Genomic DNA, 18,178 nt, shown 5'->3' on the forward strand with positions numbered 1-18,178 from the left:
CGAACGGCGAGGCGAGTGGGTCCGCCCGGGCCGGGCGCGCGGACCGTCCGTCGGGAGCGGCCCGGCGTGCCCGGCGAGGGCGGCCGGTCAGGCGAGCTTGGCCGACAGCGTGATCGGGACGGCCTTCAGGGCCTGGCTGACGGGGCAGTTGACCTTGGCCTGCTCGGCGGCGGCGAGGAAGCCGTCCTCGTCGAGGCCGGGCACCGTGCCCTCCACGGTCAGGTGGATGCCGGTGATGCCCTCACCCGGCTGGAAGGTCACGTCGGCCGAGGTGACGAGCTTGGCGGGCGGCGTGCCCGCACCGGCCAGAGCGTGCGAGAAGGCCATGGAGAAGCAGCTGGAGTGGGCTGCCGCGATCAGCTCCTCGGGGCTGGTCTTGCCGTTCGCCTCCTGGGTACGGGCGGCCCACGTCACGGGCTGCTGGTCGATGGCGCCGGAGGAGTCGAAGGTCACGACCCCGTTGCCCTCGAGCAGGTTGCCTTCCCAGACGGTGTGTGCGGAGCGCGTGGTGGCCACGGTTCTTCCTTTCGCATGGGGATCCCGGTGGACGGGATTGCGTACCCCCATCCGATCACACTCCGCCGCACCGCACCCGGAACATCCGCCCTCGCGCCCTGAACGGCGGCCGTCGGCCCGGCGGCACGGGGGAGGCGTGCTCGCGCCGCACCCGCAGGACGTCGCGGCAGCCGCCGGAGACCACCGTCAGGGGCGCGCCGGGAGGGCGGCGAACTCCCCGGGGGCGGTGAGGACATTCCGGTCCCCGCGGGGAAGCGAGGGATGCGCGGGTGGGCGGGACGGCGAACGGCCCCGCACGCACGGTGTGATCCCGCGCGCTCGCCTGCGCAGCCGGTTCTCAGGCGGCGCGTTCCTCCCGGGCGGGCTCCTCGGGCGCCGTCTTCAGCGGGACCTGGGGGCCGTCGGACTCGCGCAGCCAGCGGCGCAGGACGCGGTGCACGTGTTCCGCGCCGACGAGTTCCGCGCCGTCCACGGCCGGCGCGGACAGCGCCAGCGGGGACAGCAGGAACGGCCGGGCCTGGGCGCCGCCGAGGCCGCCGTGCGAGCCGATCTGCTCCTCGAAGGCGAGGACCTCGCCGTCGGCCGGGTCGTGGCTGGAGTTGACCATGATGTCGGCGGTGTGCGGGAAGGTGTGGGTGCGGCGCACGGCGTCGGCCGCGCCGGGCCCGAACGCGGCCAGCGGACCGGGGTTCTCGTCGAGCCGGTCGAGGGGGATCTGCGCGCCGTGCGCGCCGAGGACGACGCCGCCGTGCTCCTCGCTGCGCACCAGCAGGAAGCCGACGCCGGGATGGTCGGCGAGGGTGGACAGCAACGCGGGGTGACGGGCGTCGATCTCCTCCTTGCTCATCCGGTGCGGGACGTCGGGGAAGGAGATCAGGCCGAGGTTGCCGGAGGCCAGCACGACCGGCTCCGAACGGCGGCCGGCCGGCTCGCGGTCCCCGGCCGTCTTCTCCACGGGGCGCCGCAGCGCCGCGCGGACGGCCGCGCGGGCCTCGGCGCCGCTGTGGGTGCGTTCCGCCCTGCGCGGCACGGGCAGTCCGCAGCCGGCCCGCACCAGGTCGGCGAGGGTGAGGCCGTAGCGGGTGTGAAACGTCTCGCCGGGGCTCTGGCCGTGGTCGGAGAGGACGACGATCCGGTAGGGGCGGGGGGCGTGCTCGGCGACGGTCTCGATCAGCGCGAGCGCCCGGTCGAGCCGGCCGAGGACCTGCTCGGTGTCCCGGCCGAGCGGCCCGGAGTGGTGCGCGACCTCGTCGTACGCCACCAGGTCGGCGTAGACGGCGGTGCGCCCGGCGAGCATGTCGCCCATCACGGCGGCCACCACGACGTCGCGTTCGACGACGGTCGCGAAGGCGCGGACGAGGGGGTAGAGGCCGCCGCGGCCGACGCGCGGGCGGTCGCCGCGCAGCCGGGCGCGGGTGGACTGGCCGATCTCGCGGACGACCTCGGCGACGAACGACAGGGCGGTGCGCACGGCGTTGGCCGGGTCGCTGAAGTAGGCGAAGTACCCGGCCCGCGAGCGGGTCTCGCGGCTGCGCCGGCGGGTGGCTATGGACAGCACGAGCGCCTGCTCGTCGGCGCCGCCGCTGAACAGGTTGCCGCGGCTGGCGCCGTCGGCCGACAGCAGTCCGCCGTCACCGGTGCGTTCGACCGCGCGACGCTGGAGCTCCGCGGCGCTGGTCGGACGGTTGCAGACCATCACCTCCCCGGTGTCCTTCTCGTACCAGCGGAAGGCGGGCACGTCGTGGTTGCTGCCGTGCAGGATGCCGAGCTGGCTGGCGCCGGTCTGGCTGGACCAGTCGGTGCGCCACAGGGTGAGGCGGTGCGTGGCCCGCGCGGCGCTCCCCGGTACGCCGGGGCCGCCTTCGGCGGGCGCGTCGCCCAGCCACCGGGCGACGGTCGGCATCAGCCCCTTGCCCGCGGCCGCGACCAGCACGTCGTGGCCCACGCCGTCGAACTGCAGGAAGACCGTGCCGTGGGTGGCGGGGCAGACGGGGCCGCCCCTGCGCCGGCGGTCGGCGAGGCGGTACAGGCGGCGGCGGTAGGCGTCGTCGTCGCGGACGGCCAGCGCTGCGCCCGTCGCGGAGGCGACGGCGGACATCACGGCGGCGACGATGACGGCGGTCTCGGGGGCCGCCTCGCTCTGCCCGGAGGGGTTCAGCCGCAGGGCGAGGAGGAGGAGCGAGCCGTTGAGGAAGAACACCAGCAGGCCGAGGACCAGCGCCGGCACGAGCAGCAGGAGGCGGACGAGCAGAGGCCAGACCAGCGCGGACAGCACGCCGAAGACGCCCGCGCCGACGGCGGCGGTCATGGCGATGGTGGTGGCGCTGTCGCCGTCGGGCGACTGCAGCCGGAAGTCCGGCAGGATCCCCGCCAGCACGAGCATCGTCAGCGTGGAGACGGCCCACACCGCGACGCTCCGCCCGGCCTGACTGACGGCCCGCCGCCATCGCACCCCACGCACGCCCCGCACACCTCGCGTTCCGGCCCCGACGCCCGTGGGAGCCGTCTTCCACCCTGCCATACCGCGGCGGAGGGCACCCCGGGGACTACCGTCCGTCGTAGCCGGCCGTCGGCATGGACAGCCTGCGGTGCACCCGGGCCTTCATCTGCGCGTCGTAGGCGGGTTCGGCGCTGCCGACGGTCTCCACGCGCACCCCGCGCCGCGCGCACTCGGCGGTGAACTCCTCGACGGACGACAGCGCGCTCTCCAGCACCCGGCGGCTCGGCGCGACGAAGAGATCGACGCCGGGCACCACCCCGTCCCACAGCACGCTGTGGTCGGCGCGCAGTCCGCGCACCAGCAGTTCCCGGCTGACGACGTGTCCGCGCTCCGCGGCCCAGCGGGCGCACATCGCGTGCTGGCTGCGGGAGTCCACCAGGAAGGGATCGGCGTCCAGTTCCTCGAGCGGCGTCAGACTCGCGATCGCGGTGACCCGCATGACGCGCAGCGGTCCCATGGCGTCCCCCTCACCTCCGGGTTCAGTCGCCGACCCTACTCCTGCCCGTAGGCTTCGGGGGAGTCGCGCGAAGGAGGCAAAGAGGTGCCGGTGGAGATCACGTGGTGGGGTCACGCGACCTGCACGGTCGAGGATTCGGACGTGCGTGTGCTCACCGACCCCTTGTTCGCACGCCGGCTCGCGCATCTGCGCCGCCGTCGCGGCGCGCTGCCCCCGCCCGGGGCCTGGAAAGCCGACGTCGCGCTCGTCTCCCACCTGCACGCCGACCATCTGCACGTGCCGTCGCTGGCGCGCCTCGCGCCGGGCACGCGCCTGCTGGTGCCCCGGGGCGCGCCGCGCGCCGTGCCCGGGCTGCGGCGGCTGCGGCATCTGCGGCTGAGCGAGATGGAGCCGGGTGACGAGACGTCCGTGGGCGGCGTGCGGGTACGGGCGGTGCCCGCGCGGCACGACGGACGGCGGCTGCCGGTCGGCAGACGCTCCTCCCCCGCGCTCGGGTACGTCGTCGAGGGCGAGGCACGCACGTACTTCGCCGGGGACACCGGCCTGTTCGAGGACATGGCCGGGGAGGTCGGGCCGGTCGACGTGGCGCTGCTGCCGGTGGGCGGCTGGGGACCGCATCTCGGCGAGGGGCACCTGGACGCGGGACGGGCGGCCGAGGCGCTGGCCCGGCTGGGGCCGCGCAGCGCGGTGCCGGTGCACTACGGCACGTACTGGCCGATCGGCATGGACGCGGTGCGGCCGCACGAGTTCCACGCGCCCGGCGAGGAGTTCGTGCGGCTCGCGGCGGAGCGTGCGCCGGGCGTCGCCGTGCACCGGCTGGGGCACGGGGAGAGCGTGCGCCTGGAGGAGGCGCGGTGACCCTGTCGGCCACCGCGGTCACCACGGTCATACCGACCGAGGCCACGCAGCAGGCGCTCGGCTATCCGTCGCTGTTCCTGCTGGTGCTGATCGGCGCGCTGGTGCCGGTGGTGCCGACGGGGGCGCTGGTGAGCACGGCGGCCGTGGTCGCGTTCCACCAGAAGGCGCCGTTCTCGCTGCTCCTGGTGTTCGTGACGGCGTCGCTGGCCGCGTTCTGCGGGGACGCGGCCCTGTACTGGCTGGGGCGGCGCGGGATGCGGTCGAAGAACGGCTCGCGCTGGCTGGAGGCGATCCGCTCGCGGGCTCCCGAGGAGCGGCTGGCGCAGGCACAGGGCAAGCTCGCCGACCACGGCACGACGGTGCTGGTGCTGTCCCGGCTGGTGCCGGCCGGACGCATCCCGGTGATGCTGGCCTGTCTGATGGCGAAGTGGCCGCTGCGCCGCTTCTCGCGCGGCAACCTTCCCGCCTGTCTCGCCTGGGCGGTGACCTACCAGCTGATCGGCATCCTCGGCGGCTCGCTGTTCCCCGAGCCGTGGGAGGGCGTGGTCGCCGCGATCGCCCTGACCGTACTGGTCGGCGCGGCCCCCAGCCTGTGGCGCCGGCTCAGGGGCACCCGCCCGGCCTGAAACCCCCGAGCCCCCGGCCCCCGCCCCCGCCCGTCCCTGCGACGCGACCCCGTCCACCGGCCCGCCGGGCGGACTAAAGCGTGTTGCGGAAGGCGGCGAAGAGGGCATTTCCCCTGTATGCGTGGGGTGTTGAGGGCTGAGCCGTTGTGGGTGGAGACGTTTACGGGACTGCGAATGCGGCAGTTCGAGCGGCTGCTGAAGGTGGTCCGTGAACGGGGCGGGAACGGGCCCGGTGGCGGCCGTCCGTGGTGCCTGCCGCTGGCCGACCGCGTGCTGCCGGTCGCCGTGTACTACCGCACGAACCTGACCATGCGCCAGCTCGCCCCGCTGTTCGGATGCTCGCCTGCGACGGTGTGCCGGGTCATCCAGCGGCTGCGGCCGCTGCTGGCCATCGAGCCGGCAGCGGCTCCGGCAGACGCGGTAGAACGGTTGTGGATCGTGGACGGCACCCTCATCCCGGTCCGTGACCGGACGACCGGGGCGTCTTCACGCAACTACCGGTTCTCGGCGAACGTGCAGGTCATCATCGATGCCGACACCAAGCTGGTCGTCGCCGCGGCCCGCCCGGCGCCCGGCAACACCGCTGACGCGAAGGCCTGGCGCGACTCCGGATCGGCCCAGCACTGCGAAGGCGTGACCGTCCTCGGCGACGGCGCGTACATCAATACCGGGCTCGTCGTCCCGCACCGCAAACGCCCCGGACGGGCCCTGCTGCCCGGCGAAGAGGAGGACAACGCAGAGCACCGCAAAGTCCGAGCCCGCGTTGAGCACGCCTTCGCCCGCATGAAGCACTACAAGATCCTCCGCGACTGCCGCCAGCGCGGCGACGGCCTCCACCACGCAGTGCAAGCCGTCGCCCACATGCACAACCTCGCACTCGCAGCGTGATCAGACCGCTCCCAGAGCGGGCCTGACCTGCCCGGACACGACCTTCTGCAACACGCTTTAGGGTCTGTTGCGAAAGTGGCGCGGTCGCTCGAAGGGCGGCCACGCGGCAGGCGCCGCTTCGTATCAGGCTCCGGAGGACCGCTGGCCCTGGGAGCCGTGGGCCGCGAGCGGAAGACTGCGCAGCGACAGTGCGCTCGGCGCTGGCAGCGCTCCGTGGGCCGCCTCGGCGCGGAACGACTGGAGCAAGTACGCCACCAGACGCCGGGACGCCGCACGGTCACCCGGCAATGCGGTGACCAGACCGCAGTGGGACAACAGGGCCACGGCAAGGTCGGAGGGGTGGAAGTCGGCCCGCAGCGCGCCCGCCGCCTGAGCCCTGCGGACCAGGGCCATGAAGTCCCGCTCGGCCTGTTCACATACTCGCGCGTGTTCTCGCGTGGTGTCCGGAAAGGCCGAGACGAACGCGGCCGGGAAGCCCCGTTCCTCCCGTTGTAGTTCGCAGACCGTCTCGACCAGCCGCTGGAAGCCCTGCCACGGATCGGGGTCGGCCAGCGCCTCGGTGAGCGCCTGAGCACAGGTGTCCGTCTGGTGCGCGAACGTGGCCCGCACCAGGGCGTCCCGCGTCGGGAAACGCCGGTACAGCGTCGCCACGCCGACCCCCGCCCGCCGGGCCACGGTCGCCATGGGCGCGTCGATGCCGTGCTCGGCGAAAACCACGCGGGCAGCCGAGAGGATGCGCCGCCGGTTGCGCCGGGCGTCCGCCCGCAGACTGTCCTGCCCCGCGATCCGAGAGGATTCCCCCACCACTGTCTCTCACCTCCGGTCAACTGGACGATCTCGTCCGCTTGCCAGCCTACGCTCGGCGCCACGATCCCCCCGCACGGCCACTGTGGCGAAGGTGAGAACACAACGATGGACGACCGCACGATGAGAGCCGTACTGTTCGACCGCTTCGGCGGCCCCGAGGTGCTGTACGTGGGCCGGGTGCCACGCCCCGGACCGGCACCCGGCGAGGTCCTCGTACGCGTGCACGCGTTCAGCGTGAACGGCGCCGAACTGGCCGCCCGTTCCGGTCGGCTCCGCCTCATCACCGGCCGAAAATTCCCGCAGCGCATCGGGCTGGACTTCACTGGCGAAATCGCCGCACTCGGCACCGGCGCGACTGGCGTAGCGGTCGGCGACCGGGTGTGGGGCGCCCTGGGCCGCAACTCCGGATTCGGCAGCGCCGCCGAGTACGTGACGGTACGGCCCGAGCGGCTCGGCCGGGTCCCGGACGGGCTGGACCTCGTGGCCGCCGCCGCACTGCCAGTGGCCACCACGGCCGTCACGGCTCTCCGCGACAAGGCCGCACTGAGCCCCGGCGAACGGCTGCTCGTACGGGGCGCGGCGGGCGGCGTCGGCAACGCCGCCGTCCAGCTTGGACAGGCGTACGGCGCCGAGGTCACGGCCCTGGCCCGCGCTGCCAACCTCGACTTCGTCCGTACGCTCGGTGCCCACCACGCCGTCGACCACCGGAACGTGTCCCCTGCGGAACTGGGGCTGTTCGACGTGGTCCTCGACACGGCGGGCACCGACCTGCGTACCGTACGGCGGATGCTGAAGCCAGGCGGACGCATGGTCACCATCGCCTTCGACCTGACGCGGCCCGCCGCCTCGCTGGGCTACATCGCAGCCAGCGCCGTCCACGGACGCGGCCGGGTGCGCTTCTTCAGCGGCAACCCCGAACGTGCGCTCTTCGACGACCTCGCCCGCCAGGTGACAGAGGGGAAGCTGCGACCGGCGGTGGACACGGTCTTCCCGCTGGAAGAGACAGCGGCCGCACACCGGGCGCTGGAGGCGGGCGGGGTGCGGGGCAAGTACGTGGTCAGGGTCGACTAGGGTTTGTTGGGAAGGTGCTGGTCACAGCCACTCGTTGAGGACTGCGACCAACACGGTCGCCTCGTAGCGGACGGCGAGCTTGTCGTATCTCGTGGCCACGGCCCGGTGGCGCTTGAGGCGGCTGATCCCGCACTCGACGGCATGCCGCTCGCGGTGGTCGGTTCTGTCGAACTTCGGCGGCCGACCGCCTCGGGAGCCGAGCTTCTGGCAGTTGCGGACCCGGTCGGCGGGGACCGGGATGGTCGCCTTGATCCCGCGTCTGCGCAGGTAGGCCCGGTTGCGGCGGGAGTCGTACGCTTTGTCGGCCCGCACCCGGTCCGGCCGCCTGCGGGGCCTGCCCGGACCAAGGCGAGGTACCCGGATGGCTTCCAGGACCGGCTCGCATTGCGGCGAGTCACCCCGCTGGCCGGCTGTGATCACGACGCTCAGCGGCTTCTGCCCCTGCTCGACGGCAAGGTGGATCTTGGTGGTCAGGCCGCCTCGGGAACGTCCGAGACCATGGTCGGCCGGCTCAACGACAATGCCGCCGGGCGGTTCCTTTTGCAGATCCCCTTTTTCGAGGCCCCGGCGGCGTGCTGGTGGGCCCGGCAGACGGTGGAGTCGATATTCACGTCCCAGGTGATCAGGCCCTTCGCGTCCGCCTGAGCTTGGAGCTGAGTGACGAACCTGGCCCAGGTGCCATCGCGCTGCCAGCGCCGGAACAGGTCGTAGACCCGTTCCCAGGGCCCGTAGCGTTCCGGCACATCACGCCAGGGAGCACCGGTACGGTCCGCCACCGGATGCCGTCTATCAGCTGCCGTCGCGTCCACACCAGCGGACGGCCCGGCTTGATGCCCTGCGGCAACAACGGCTCAAGCCGGGCCCACTGTCCATTCGCCAGATCACCACGCCCCACAGGGCGTGATCATCCACGATCAAGATCCACTTTCGCACAGACCCTAGTCCAAGATCCGCGAGCCTCCCACCGGCAGGTCCCAGAGGTCGTCGCGGGCCAGGCCCGCGTTCTGCCAGGCGGCGCGCACGCGGGTGAGGGGTTCGAGGACGGGCTCGGCGGAGAGCACGAAGGTGCCCCAGTGCATGGGGGCCATGCGCCGTGCCCCGAGGTCGACGGCGGCGCGGACCGCCTCCTCCGGGTCGCAGTGCACGTCGCGGAGCCACCAGCGGGGGTCGTAGGCGCCGATCGGCAGCAGTGCCAGGTCGATGCCGGGGTGGCGTCGGCCGATACGGGAGAACCAGTGGCCGTAGCCGGTGTCCCCGGCGAAGTAGACGCGCCGGCCGTCGGGGGCGGTGAGCACCCAACCGCCCCAGAGGGAGTGGCAGGTGTCGGTGAGGCTGCGCTTGGACCAGTGGTGCGAGGGCACGAAGTCGAAGCGCACGCCGGACAGTTCGGCCGCCTCCCACCAGTCCAGCTCGGTGACCCGGGTGAACCGGCGGCGCAGGAACCAGCGTCCGAGCCCGGCCGGCACGAACACCGGTGTGTCGCGCGGGAGTCGGCGCAGCGTGGGGGCGTCCAGGTGGTCGTAGTGGTTGTGGCTGATGACGACGGCGTCGACGCGCGGCAGCGCGCTCCAGGGGACTCCCACGGGGGTGATCCTGGCCGGGGTGCCGAGAATCCGACGGGACCACACCGGGTCGGTCAGGACGGTCAGGCCGCCGATGCTCACCACCCAGCTGGCGTGCCCCGCCCAGCTGACGGCGAGGGTGCGGGCGTCCACCCGGGGCAGCGGGGCGGGCGCGTAGGGCAGCCGGGGAATGTCGGCGAGGCCCTCCCGGCCGGGGCGCACGGAGCCTTCGCGGGCGAACCGGGCGATGGCCTTGAGGCCGGGCAGCGGCGAGGTGAGCCGGTCGTGGAAGGTCCGCGGCCACACCCGGCGTTCGCCCGGCGGCCGGGGTTCGGCGAGCGGCGGGACGGCGGGCGCCGGCGCGAGGGGGGACAGGGACGGCGCGGCGCCGACGCTCCCGCCGGTCACCGTGCTGGTGGTGGTCGACTCGGACTGCTGCGTCATCGAGGAGGCTCCCATCGCTGAGCTTCGTCACGGAGATCGTCGAAGACCGACCTCATGTGCGTCAACGCACGTTGCACGTGGGGCAGTTCCCACGGGGTGGGCGAGGTGAGGCGTTCCGTGCGCCGGGCGTCCGCGCCATTGAGCAGCATGCCGGTGGAGAACCGGACGTGCAGGGCGCTGAGGTCGTCCCCGAAGCGGTGTCCGCCCGGCGCGGGCATGCCGAGCCGAGCGGAGAGGAAGTCCTCCAGTTCCTGGGCGTCGCCGACGCCGTGGGCGGCCAGCGCGTCCCGCAGCGGGCCGAGGTCCGCGTAGAGGTGGCGGCCTGCCCGGGGCGGCAGGGCCAGGCCGCCCGCGGCGACCACGGCGGCGTGCATCTCCTGCGCCACGTGCGCGTGCAGGCGGACGGCGGCGGCCGCGCGCGCGGTGACCGGCTCCGGCTCGGTCAGGGCGTACGCGGCGGCGGCGGCGACCGGCGCGGCCACCCGGGCGTCGAGGGCCGTCAGCACGTCGAGCACGCGCGCGTGCAGGGCGTCACCGGCGGCCGAGGCGGGGAACCGGGCGACGGCCGCCGGCCAGCCGACGGGCAGCAGGGCCCCGGCCAGGTCGCTGACGACGGTGACCTCCCCGGGCAGCATCTCGGCGGGGCTGACCAGCACGGTGTCCTGCGGGGTGTGCAGGGTGTCGCGCCAGGTCTCGTCGCTGACCAGGTGCAGGCCCTCCCCCGCGGCGGCCTCCACCGCCTCGTGCAGCACTTCCGGTGGCGCCACGGTGGCGGTCGGGTCGTCGGCGACGGACAGCACCAGCAGGCGCGGGTCGCCGCCCTCGGCGCGCACCCGCCGCACGGTTTCCAGCAGGGCGTAGGGGTCCGGGACGCCGCCGCACTCCGCGGGCGTCGCGACGTGGAACACGGACCTGCCCAGCAGCCGGGCGTACGGCGCCCACCAGGCCGCACAGGGCCGCGGCACCAGGACGTCGCCGCCGAGGGCGGCGGTCAGCGCGAGCAGCAGGGCGGGGGCGCCGGGTCCGGCGACCGCCCGGCCCGGCTCGGCGGGGCTGCCGCGCCGGGCCCAGTAGCCCTGGGCGGCGTCGAGGAGGGCGCGGCCGCCGCCGACCGGCTCGCCGTCGGCGCGGTCGGCGGCCCCGGCGAGCACCGAGGCCAGTTCGGGCAGCACCGGCAGGCCGTCCGGGGGGAGCGGCGGGCCGTAGCGGACGGGGCCGTGGTCCTCCGGTTCCGTCCGCCGCATGTGGCCCTCCGTGCAGTCCATGCCTCGTGCCGTGCCGTGCCGTGTGCCCGACGCCGACCGCGGCCACCGGACGCTGTGCCACCTGCCGACTGCGGCCTGCCGACTGCCGTCTGCGGTCGTCGGACGTCGTCGTGGGCCGTGGGGGTCGTGGGGCCTGACGTTGTGTGACGTCTTGTGCGGGGGCCCGGCGCTCGTACGGGACGTGACGTCGCGTACGGGACGGTTCGTGCCCCCGGGGTTCCTGATACCCGGTGAGGCCGCGTGTCATGACCGGCTTCGCGCGTCGCGCCGGTCACAGCACGGTCCGGCGGGCCGGCGTGCCGCGTCAGGCGTCGCCGGCGGGGCCGCGGCGGCGCAGCCGGTGCACGGCGGCGCCGAGTGCGCCGGCGATCAGCAGGCCGCCGGCGGCCAGCGCGGGGACGGAGTCGGTGAAGGCGCCGCCCGTGCCGGCCTGCACTCCGTGGTCGACGGTCGCGGGCGGGCAGGCGGCGGGCGACGCGGTGCCGCGGGGCTGCGCTTCGGGCCGGGCGCAGGGTGGTGCGGTGTGGCAGCCGGCGGGGTGCGGCTGCACGGTGGTCAGGGGCTGCGGGCAGGGCCTGGCGGTGGGGCAGGACGCTCCGGCGGCCGGTGAGCACGGCGGGGCCGGCGTGCGTGCGACGTCCAGGGTCGCGCTCCACGGCTTCCCCGGTCCGCCGGGCGCGGCCGGGCAGGTGCCGTCGACGGTCCACGCGGCGTCCGGTCCGACCGCGTCGGGGCTCACCTCGAGCTCGGCGGCCGGGGCGACGAGGGCGGTGCCCCGGTAGGCGGCGTCCGCCTGCGCGTCGCCGCCGGGGACCTTGGTCAGTTTGACGGCGCCGTCGGCGAAGGCCTGCGACGTGGCCTCGAGGCTGTCGGGCGCGGCGACTCCGAGGGCGCCGCACGAGACGGACACGGTGACGCTGCCGCCCGGGGCGACGCTGCCGGGGCTGACCTCCGCCGACGGGTCGGCCGCCGCGGCCGGTCCGGCGGCGACCAGCACGGCACCGGCCACGGCGAGGGCGGAGAGGAAGTGGGCGGTGCGACCCATGGGACGGCTCCTTCGGCCGGTGACAGCGGGGCGGGGCGTTCCTGCCCCACTGCCATCACAGCCCGAGGGATCGCCGGCCGCGCGCGGCCGGACGCCATTGGCGGGACGGCGGCCCCCAAGCGGGTGACGCCGTCCCACCCCTTGCCGTTGCCGAAGCGGTTTCTGCGGCGGCTTTCTGTAGCGGTTTCTGAAGGGGTTGCGGCAGCGGGTTTCCGCAACCGTTTCCAAGGGGGTTGCTGCACCGGTTTCCGCAGCCGTTTCGGCAGCGGTTTCCAAGGGTTGCCGCAGCAGGTTTCCGCAGCCGCTTCGGCAGCGGTTTCCAAGGGGTTGCCGCAGCAGGGTTCCGCAGCCTTTTCCGCAGCTGCTTCTGAAGGGGTTGCTGCAGCGGTTTCTGAGGGGGCTACTCCGGCGGTTCCTGCAGTACCTGTTCCCGCAACCTGTCGCAGCAACGGCTGATGAGGCGGGAGACGTGCATCTGCGAGATGCCCAGCTGTTCCGCGATCCGGCTCTGCGTCATGTCCCGGAAGAACCTCATGTAAAGAATCGCCCGCTCGCGCTCGGGCAGGGCGGCGAGCCGGGGCCTGACCGCCTCCCGGTCGACGACGGTGGCCAGCGCCGGGTCTGCCGTGCCCAGCACGTCGCTCAGCGAGTACCCGCCCTCGCTGCCGGACAGTTCCGCGTCCAGCGACAGCGCGGAGAAGCTGTCGAGCGCCTCCAGACCGGTGCGGACGTCCTCCTCGCTGAGCTGCGCGCGTTCGGCGATCTCGGCGACGGTGGGACGGCGTCCGGAGACGGTCTGGGAGAGGTCCTGGCCGGCGATGCGTACGCGGTTGCGCAGGTCCTGGACCCGGCGCGGCACGTGCAGGGTCCACATGTGGTCGCGGAAGTGCCGCTTGATCTCGCCGGTCACGGTAGGGACGGCGTAGCTCTCGAAGGCGTTCCCGCGCGCGGGGTCGTAGCGGTCCACGGCCTTGACCAGACCGAGGGCGGCGACCTGACGCAGGTCCTCGTGGTTCTCGCCGCGGTTGCGGAACCGTCCGGCGAGACGGTCGGCCATGGGCAGCCACGCCTCGACGATGCGGGCCCGCAGCGCGTCGCGCCGGGGCCCCGCGGGCAGGGCGGCCAGTTCACGGAAGGCGTCGGCGGTGTCAGGGGCGTCGTCGTGCGGGTGGCGCTTCGTGTTCGCTCGGTTCGGCATGGGGTACAGCAACTCCCTTGGAAGTGCTCGGGATTGACCGGGTCACCGGGGGAGCGACAGCAGCCCGACCGGGCCTGCCGGGGGCCGCGCGGCGCGGCGTTCCCACGGAGGTGCCTCCGGTCCGAAGCACTGTTGCTGCGCCTGCCCGCGACGCCCGCCTCCAAACACCGCCCCGGGCAGCGTCCGGACACCGCCCAGGTTTTCCCGCCGGAGTCCGGGTCACCCGTCACGCGTCGGACCGGGGCACGAGCCGTGTCCCTGCCCCACGTTCCTGTCCACGCCCACCCCCACATCCGGTGGGCGTGGTGCTCCGGCCGCGGGAGGCCCCTTCCATGAGCGTCAGAGTCTCCGACCACGTCCTGCGACGGTTGCGCGCATGGGGGGTCGAGCATGTCTTCGGGTACCCCGGCAGCGGCCTGCGCGGCCTGCTCGCGGCGTGGGGGCGGGCCGGGGACGAGCCACGGTTCGTGCAGGCGCGGCACGAGGAGACGTCCGCGCTCCAGGCGGTCGGCTACGCCAAGTTCAGCGGCTGGCTGGGGGTCTGCGCGGCGTCTTCGGGTCCGGGCGCGGTCCATCTCCTGAACGGTCTGTACGACGCGAAGCTCGACCGCGTCCCGGTCCTGGCGATCGTCGGCACGACGGACCCGGTGACGGACGGCGCCACGGACGGGACCTCGGCCGGATCGGTGGACGCGACGGCGGACGCGACGGCGATGAGCGGCACGCACCGGCGGCAGGTGGACCTGGACGCGCTGTTCGCGGACGTCGCCTCGGAGTTCATGGCGACGGTGACCTCACCCGAGCAGCTGCGGGACGTCCTGGACCGGGCGATCCGCACGGCGTACGCCCGCCGCTGCCCGGTCGTGGTCGTCATCCCCGCGGACGTCCAGGATCTCGTGTCCGCCTCCCCCGAGGACGAGTTGACGACGGCGCCCGACCCGGACCACGGCGACCCTTCGACCGTTCCGTCGACCGTTCCGCCGGACGTCCCGGCGGTCGTTCCGTCGGACGAGTCCCTGCGGAAGGCCGCGGAGATCCTCAACTCCGGTGACAAGGTGGCGATCCTGGCCGGTCAGGGTGCTGCCGGGGCCCGCGCCGAGGTGGAGCGGATCGCCGAGCTGCTCGGAGCGGGTGTGGCGAAGGCGCTGCTCGGCAAGGACGTCCTGAGCGACGAACTCCCCTATGTGACGGGGGCGGTCGGCCCGTCGGGCACCCGGCCCTCCTACGAGCTGATGCGCGACTGCGACACGCTGCTGACCATCGGCTCGTCCTTCCCTTACGCGCAGTACCTGCCGGACGCGGACAGGGCGCGCGGCGTGCGGATCGACGTCGACCCGCGGAGGGACGAGACACGTCACCCCTACGAGGTGAACCTGGTCGGCGACGCGAAGGAGACCCTGCGCCGGCTGATCCCGATGATCCGGGGCGCGGAGCGCGGCCGGGAGTGGTTCGACACGGTGTGCGCGAACGTCCGGCGCTGGGACGAGGTGTCCGAGCGCCGGGCCGGGCTGTCGGCCGATCCGATCAACCCCGAGTACGTGGCCCGGGTCCTGGACCCGTTGCTGCCGCCCGACGCGATCGTCGCCTGCGACTCGGGCTCGGTGACGACCTGGTACGCCCGCTGCCTCAGGCTGCGGCCGGGCATGCGCGCGTCCCTCTCCGGCACGCTCGCGACGATGGGCTGCGCGGTGCCGTACGCCATCGGTGCGAAGTTCGCCCATCCGGACCGGCCCGCGATCGCCCTGGTCGGGGACGGCGCCATGCAGATGAACGGGCTCGCGGAGCTGATCACCGCGGCCAGGTACCGCGACCGGTGGCGGGATCCGCGGCTGGTCGTCGCCGTCTGGAACAACCGCGACCTCAATCAGGGCACCTGGGAGATGCGCGCCATGGAGGGCGCTCCGTCCTTCCTGCCCTCGCAGGAGCTGCCGGACGTGCCGTACGCGCAGTTCGCCCGCTCGCTGGGCCTGACCGCGCTGCGCGTGGAACGGCCCGAGGACGTGGAGGAGGGCTGGCGGGTGGCCCTGGAGGCGGACGGTCCCGCCCTCGTGGAGTTCCTCACCGACCCGGCCGTGCCGCCGCTCCCGCCGCACACCACCTGGGAGCGGCTGGAGGCCACCGCCGCGTCCATCCTCGCGGGCGACGCCGACCGGGGCGCGGTGATCCGGCAGGGCTTCAAGGCGAAGGTCCAGGAGTTCCTGCCGGGGCGGGAGCCGGGCGCGGACACCCCGGATTGACGAGGATTCAGACGGACGCACCGGGCCCACCGGACCAACCGGAGGCACCCCACGCACCCGACGCACCGCATGCACCCGGCGCACGCGACCGCCGCCGGAGGGCTGCCGCTACGCCGTCTGCGGGTGCATCAGCCGGCCGAGCAGGTCGTCGAGGGTGACGATGCCGGTGAACCGGCCGGCGTCGTCGCGGACGACGGCGAGCGAGGCGCGGCGCCGGCGCAGTTGCTCGATGGCGTGGCTGATCGTGTCCTGCTCCGTCAGTTCCGGCAGCGGACGGGCCAGGTCGCGGGCCGTGGCCGCCCGTCCGCGGGCTCGGGCGATGAGCGCGTCACGCGCGTGCACCGAGCCGACGACGCGGTCCCCGTCGCGCACCAGCAGACGGTTGCGGTCGTGCTCGGCGGCCAGGGCGAGGATCTCGTCCACGTCCGCCTGTGCCGGCACCGCGGTGATCTGCGCGGCGGGCACCTGGAGGTCGCTCACCGGGTTGTGCGGCTCGGTGAGGGAGCTGGTGAGGAGCTCGGAGTCCGTCTCGCTGATCAGACCGAGCCGCTCCGACTCCTCGATGAGATGGGTGAGCTGTTCGCGGTTGTGGACGGCGGCCAGCTCGTCGCGTGGCGTCACCCGGCACAGGCGTACCAGCGCGTTGCTCACCTTGTTCAGCAGCCCGATGACCGGTCGCACGACCTTCACCACGCCGCGGAAGGCCGGCGAGAGCAGCATCGCCGAGCGCTCCGGGTGCGCGATGGCCCAGGACTTGGGGGCCATCTCGCCGACCACCATGTGCAGGAAGACGACCACGATCATCGCCACGGCGAACGCGATCGCGTAGCTCAGCGAGCTGGGCAGACCCAGCTCGTGCAGCAGGGGGTCGAGTTCGTGGGAGATCGCGGGCTTGGAGACCGAGCCGAGGCCCAGGGTGCACACGGTGATGCCGAGCTGGGCGCCGGCCAGCATCAGGGACAGCTCGCGCATCCCGGCCAGCGCGGCCCCGGCGCCGCGCCGCCCCTCGGCCGCGGCCTTCTCCACGCGGTGCCGTCTGGCGGCGACCAGCGCGAACTCGGCGGCGACGAAGAACCCGCTGCCGATCAGCAGCAGCACGGTGACGAAGAGCGCCATCGGGAAACTCATACCTGGTCCTCCCTCTGGTCCGCGCGCTCGTCCGCACGCTCGTCCGTCTGTTCGTTCACCTGTTCGTTCGCCGACTCGTCCGATCGCTCGATCCGTACACGCTCGGGCACGTGCCGGTTCAGCGTGTGCACGTCGATCACGGCGCGGCCGCCGTCCGGCAGCTCGACGGTGACGCGGTCGCCGATCGTCGGGAAGCGGCCCAGCCGGTCCACGATCAGACCGGAGACGGTGTCGTAGTCCTCCTCCTCGGGCAGTTCGACGCCGGTGGCGTCGGCCACCTCGTCGAGCCGGCGGCCCGCGTCCACCAGCCAGCCCTTCCCGTCGGCGAGGGCGAGTTCGGTGACCGTGTCGGACTCGTCGGCGATGTCGCCGACCAGCTCCTCAGCGATGTCCTCGTAGGTGACGATGCCTGCCACTCCGCCGTGCTCGTCGAGGACGACCGCGAACTCGTCACCCTGGTCGCGCATCTGTTCGACCGCGTTCGGGAGCGGCAGGGTGTCGGGCAGCAGAAGCGGGCGGCGGGCGAGCGCGCCGGCGGTGGCGACGGTGAGCAGGCCGGCCGGCAGACGCGTCAGCTCGCGCACGCCCAGCACGCCGGTGACGTCGTCCGGGTGGTCGCCGAGGACGGGGTAGTTGGAGTGCCCGTGCCTGCCGATCAGGTCGATCGCCTCGGCGGCGTCGGCGTCCTTGCGGACGAAGACGGCGTCGGCGCGCGGCACCATCACCTCGTCCAGGGTGCGCTCGGAGAAGTCCAGCGCGTGGTCGAGGAGCGCGGCCGTGTCCCCCGGCAGTTCTCCCTGCTCGTGGGACTCGCCGATGAGGTGGCCGAGTTCCTCCAGGGTGGCGCCGTGGTGCAGCTCCTCGACGGGCTCGATGCCGACCCCGCGCAGCAGCCTGTTCGCCGCGCCGTCGAAGACGCGTACCACCGGGCCGACGGCCTTCAGGTACGCGATCGTGGAACCGGCGAGGGACTTCGCCAGCCGCTCGGGCACGGCGATCGCGAGGTTCTTCGGGGCCAGCTCGCCCAGCACCATCTGCACGACCGTCGCGCCGACGAAGGCGATCACGACGGAGACGGCGGAGACGGCGGCGTCGGGCAGGGCCAGGCCGGACAGCGCGGGCTCCAGGAGCGCGGAGACGGACGGTTCGGCGATGAAGCCGACGACCAGGCCCGTCACGGTGATGCCGAGTTGCGCGCCCGACAACATGAACGACAGCCGCTCGAGCACCGTCAGCGCACGGGCGGCCCTCCTGTCCCCCGCCTGCGCCTCACGGGCGAGGGCGAGCCGGTCGGCGGAGACGTAGGCGAATTCCTGGGCGACGAAATAGCCGGTGCCGGCGGTCAGCACGAGCACCGCCAGCAGGCCCAGTACGGCGCTCATGACGCTCACGGTGATTCACCGCCCTGCCGTGCGCCGTGCGCGGGCGGGGCATGGCGGGACGGCCGGGGATCGCGCCCCGAGGGGTCCGTCGACGTGGCGGACAAGCGTTGCTCTCCTGAAGTAGCGGTGTGACTGGAGGAACGATTGTGACCACGTGCGGGTTCCCGGCGCCCGACGAGGCGGCTCGCGCGGTC

At 73.7% G+C, this 18,178-nt stretch carries 15 protein-coding genes and 1 pseudogene; 5 read left to right on the plus strand and 11 right to left on the minus strand.

What is annotated here, in order from left to right; all coding sequences use genetic code 11:
- Positions 1 to 87 precede the first annotated feature (87 nt).
- From OHS82_RS09505 to OHS82_RS09515, 3 genes are all read right to left on the minus strand, one after another.
- Positions 88 to 516 (minus strand): OsmC family protein, encoded by a 429-nt coding sequence (locus OHS82_RS09505; RefSeq protein WP_057582174.1) that lies wholly within the window; start codon positions 514 to 516, stop codon positions 88 to 90.
- 337 nt (positions 517 to 853) lie between these two features.
- Positions 854 to 3,037 (minus strand): phage holin family protein, encoded by a 2,184-nt coding sequence (locus OHS82_RS09510; protein WP_242433330.1) that lies wholly within the window; start codon positions 3,035 to 3,037, stop codon positions 854 to 856.
- Between the two features lie 25 nt (positions 3,038 to 3,062).
- A complete protein-coding gene (locus tag OHS82_RS09515; RefSeq protein WP_057582176.1) occupies positions 3,063 to 3,473 on the minus strand; it encodes a hypothetical protein in 411 nt (136 codons plus the stop codon).
- 84 nt (positions 3,474 to 3,557) lie between these two features.
- Here OHS82_RS09515 and OHS82_RS09520 point away from each other — a divergent pair, with 84 nt between their 5' ends.
- The 3 genes from OHS82_RS09520 to OHS82_RS09530 all read left to right on the plus strand — a co-directional run bounded on the left by OHS82_RS09520 (position 3,558) and on the right by OHS82_RS09530 (position 5,845).
- Positions 3,558 to 4,331, plus strand: coding sequence for an MBL fold metallo-hydrolase (locus OHS82_RS09520; protein WP_328433684.1), 774 nt, complete (start codon positions 3,558 to 3,560; stop codon positions 4,329 to 4,331).
- Positions 4,328 to 4,957, plus strand: a complete 630-nt coding sequence (locus OHS82_RS09525; protein ID WP_328433685.1) for a DedA family protein — start codon at positions 4,328 to 4,330, stop codon at positions 4,955 to 4,957. Before OHS82_RS09520 ends, OHS82_RS09525 begins: the two co-directional genes overlap by 4 nt.
- Positions 4,958 to 5,074: 117 nt before the next feature.
- Positions 5,075 to 5,845, plus strand: coding sequence for a transposase family protein (locus tag OHS82_RS09530; protein WP_328433686.1), 771 nt, complete (start codon positions 5,075 to 5,077; stop codon positions 5,843 to 5,845).
- A gap of 123 nt (positions 5,846 to 5,968) precedes the next feature.
- On the opposite strand, the gene OHS82_RS09535 is transcribed toward OHS82_RS09530, so the two are convergent.
- Positions 5,969 to 6,649 carry a TetR/AcrR family transcriptional regulator gene (locus OHS82_RS09535; protein ID WP_057582266.1) on the minus strand — a complete coding sequence of 227 codons (681 nt, stop codon included), beginning with the start codon at positions 6,647 to 6,649 and terminating at the stop codon, positions 5,969 to 5,971.
- Positions 6,650 to 6,757: 108 nt separating this feature from the next.
- Here OHS82_RS09535 and OHS82_RS09540 point away from each other — a divergent pair, with 108 nt between their 5' ends.
- The gene (locus tag OHS82_RS09540) at positions 6,758 to 7,723 is read left to right on the plus strand and encodes an NAD(P)-dependent alcohol dehydrogenase (RefSeq protein WP_057582180.1); all 966 of its coding nucleotides are present in this window, start codon (positions 6,758 to 6,760) and stop codon (positions 7,721 to 7,723) included.
- Between the two features lie 21 nt (positions 7,724 to 7,744).
- Here OHS82_RS09540 and OHS82_RS09545 read toward each other — a convergent pair.
- The 5 genes and pseudogenes from OHS82_RS09545 to OHS82_RS09565 form a co-directional block, all read right to left on the minus strand.
- A pseudogene (locus OHS82_RS09545) lies at positions 7,745 to 8,618 on the minus strand (IS5 family transposase).
- A 43-nt stretch (positions 8,619 to 8,661) separates the two neighbouring features.
- Positions 8,662 to 9,729 carry an MBL fold metallo-hydrolase gene (locus OHS82_RS09550; protein WP_328433687.1) on the minus strand — a complete coding sequence of 356 codons (1,068 nt, stop codon included), beginning with the start codon at positions 9,727 to 9,729 and terminating at the stop codon, positions 8,662 to 8,664.
- On the minus strand, positions 9,726 to 10,973 hold the full coding sequence (locus OHS82_RS09555; RefSeq protein ID WP_057582267.1) for an aminotransferase class I/II-fold pyridoxal phosphate-dependent enzyme: 1,248 nt from the start codon (positions 10,971 to 10,973) through the stop codon (positions 9,726 to 9,728). Before OHS82_RS09555 ends, OHS82_RS09550 begins: the two co-directional genes overlap by 4 nt.
- 325 nt (positions 10,974 to 11,298) lie before the next feature.
- Complete coding sequence (locus OHS82_RS09560) at positions 11,299 to 12,039, minus strand: hypothetical protein (RefSeq protein WP_057582182.1); 741 nt, start codon at positions 12,037 to 12,039, stop codon at positions 11,299 to 11,301.
- Positions 12,040 to 12,439: 400 nt separating this feature from the next.
- A complete protein-coding gene (locus tag OHS82_RS09565; RefSeq protein WP_057582183.1) occupies positions 12,440 to 13,237 on the minus strand; it encodes an RNA polymerase sigma factor SigF in 798 nt (265 codons plus the stop codon).
- 332 nt (positions 13,238 to 13,569) lie between these two features.
- On the opposite strand from OHS82_RS09565, the gene OHS82_RS09570 reads away from it, so the two are divergent.
- On the plus strand, positions 13,570 to 15,474 hold the full coding sequence (locus tag OHS82_RS09570) for a thiamine pyrophosphate-requiring protein (protein ID WP_328433688.1): 1,905 nt from the start codon (positions 13,570 to 13,572) through the stop codon (positions 15,472 to 15,474).
- A gap of 108 nt (positions 15,475 to 15,582) precedes the next feature.
- Here the strand turns inward: OHS82_RS09570 and OHS82_RS09575 are convergent, their stop codons facing one another.
- Together OHS82_RS09575 and OHS82_RS09580 are read right to left on the minus strand one after the other, a co-directional pair.
- On the minus strand, positions 15,583 to 16,602 hold the full coding sequence (locus OHS82_RS09575) for a hemolysin family protein (RefSeq protein WP_057582185.1): 1,020 nt from the start codon (positions 16,600 to 16,602) through the stop codon (positions 15,583 to 15,585).
- Positions 16,599 to 17,993, minus strand: a complete 1,395-nt coding sequence (locus OHS82_RS09580; RefSeq protein ID WP_328433689.1) for a hemolysin family protein — start codon at positions 17,991 to 17,993, stop codon at positions 16,599 to 16,601. Before OHS82_RS09580 ends, OHS82_RS09575 begins: the two co-directional genes overlap by 4 nt.
- Positions 17,994 to 18,178 lie beyond the last annotated feature (185 nt).

This window comes from Streptomyces sp. NBC_00425 (genome assembly GCF_036030735.1).
Lineage (GTDB): Bacteria > Actinomycetota > Actinomycetes > Streptomycetales > Streptomycetaceae > Streptomyces.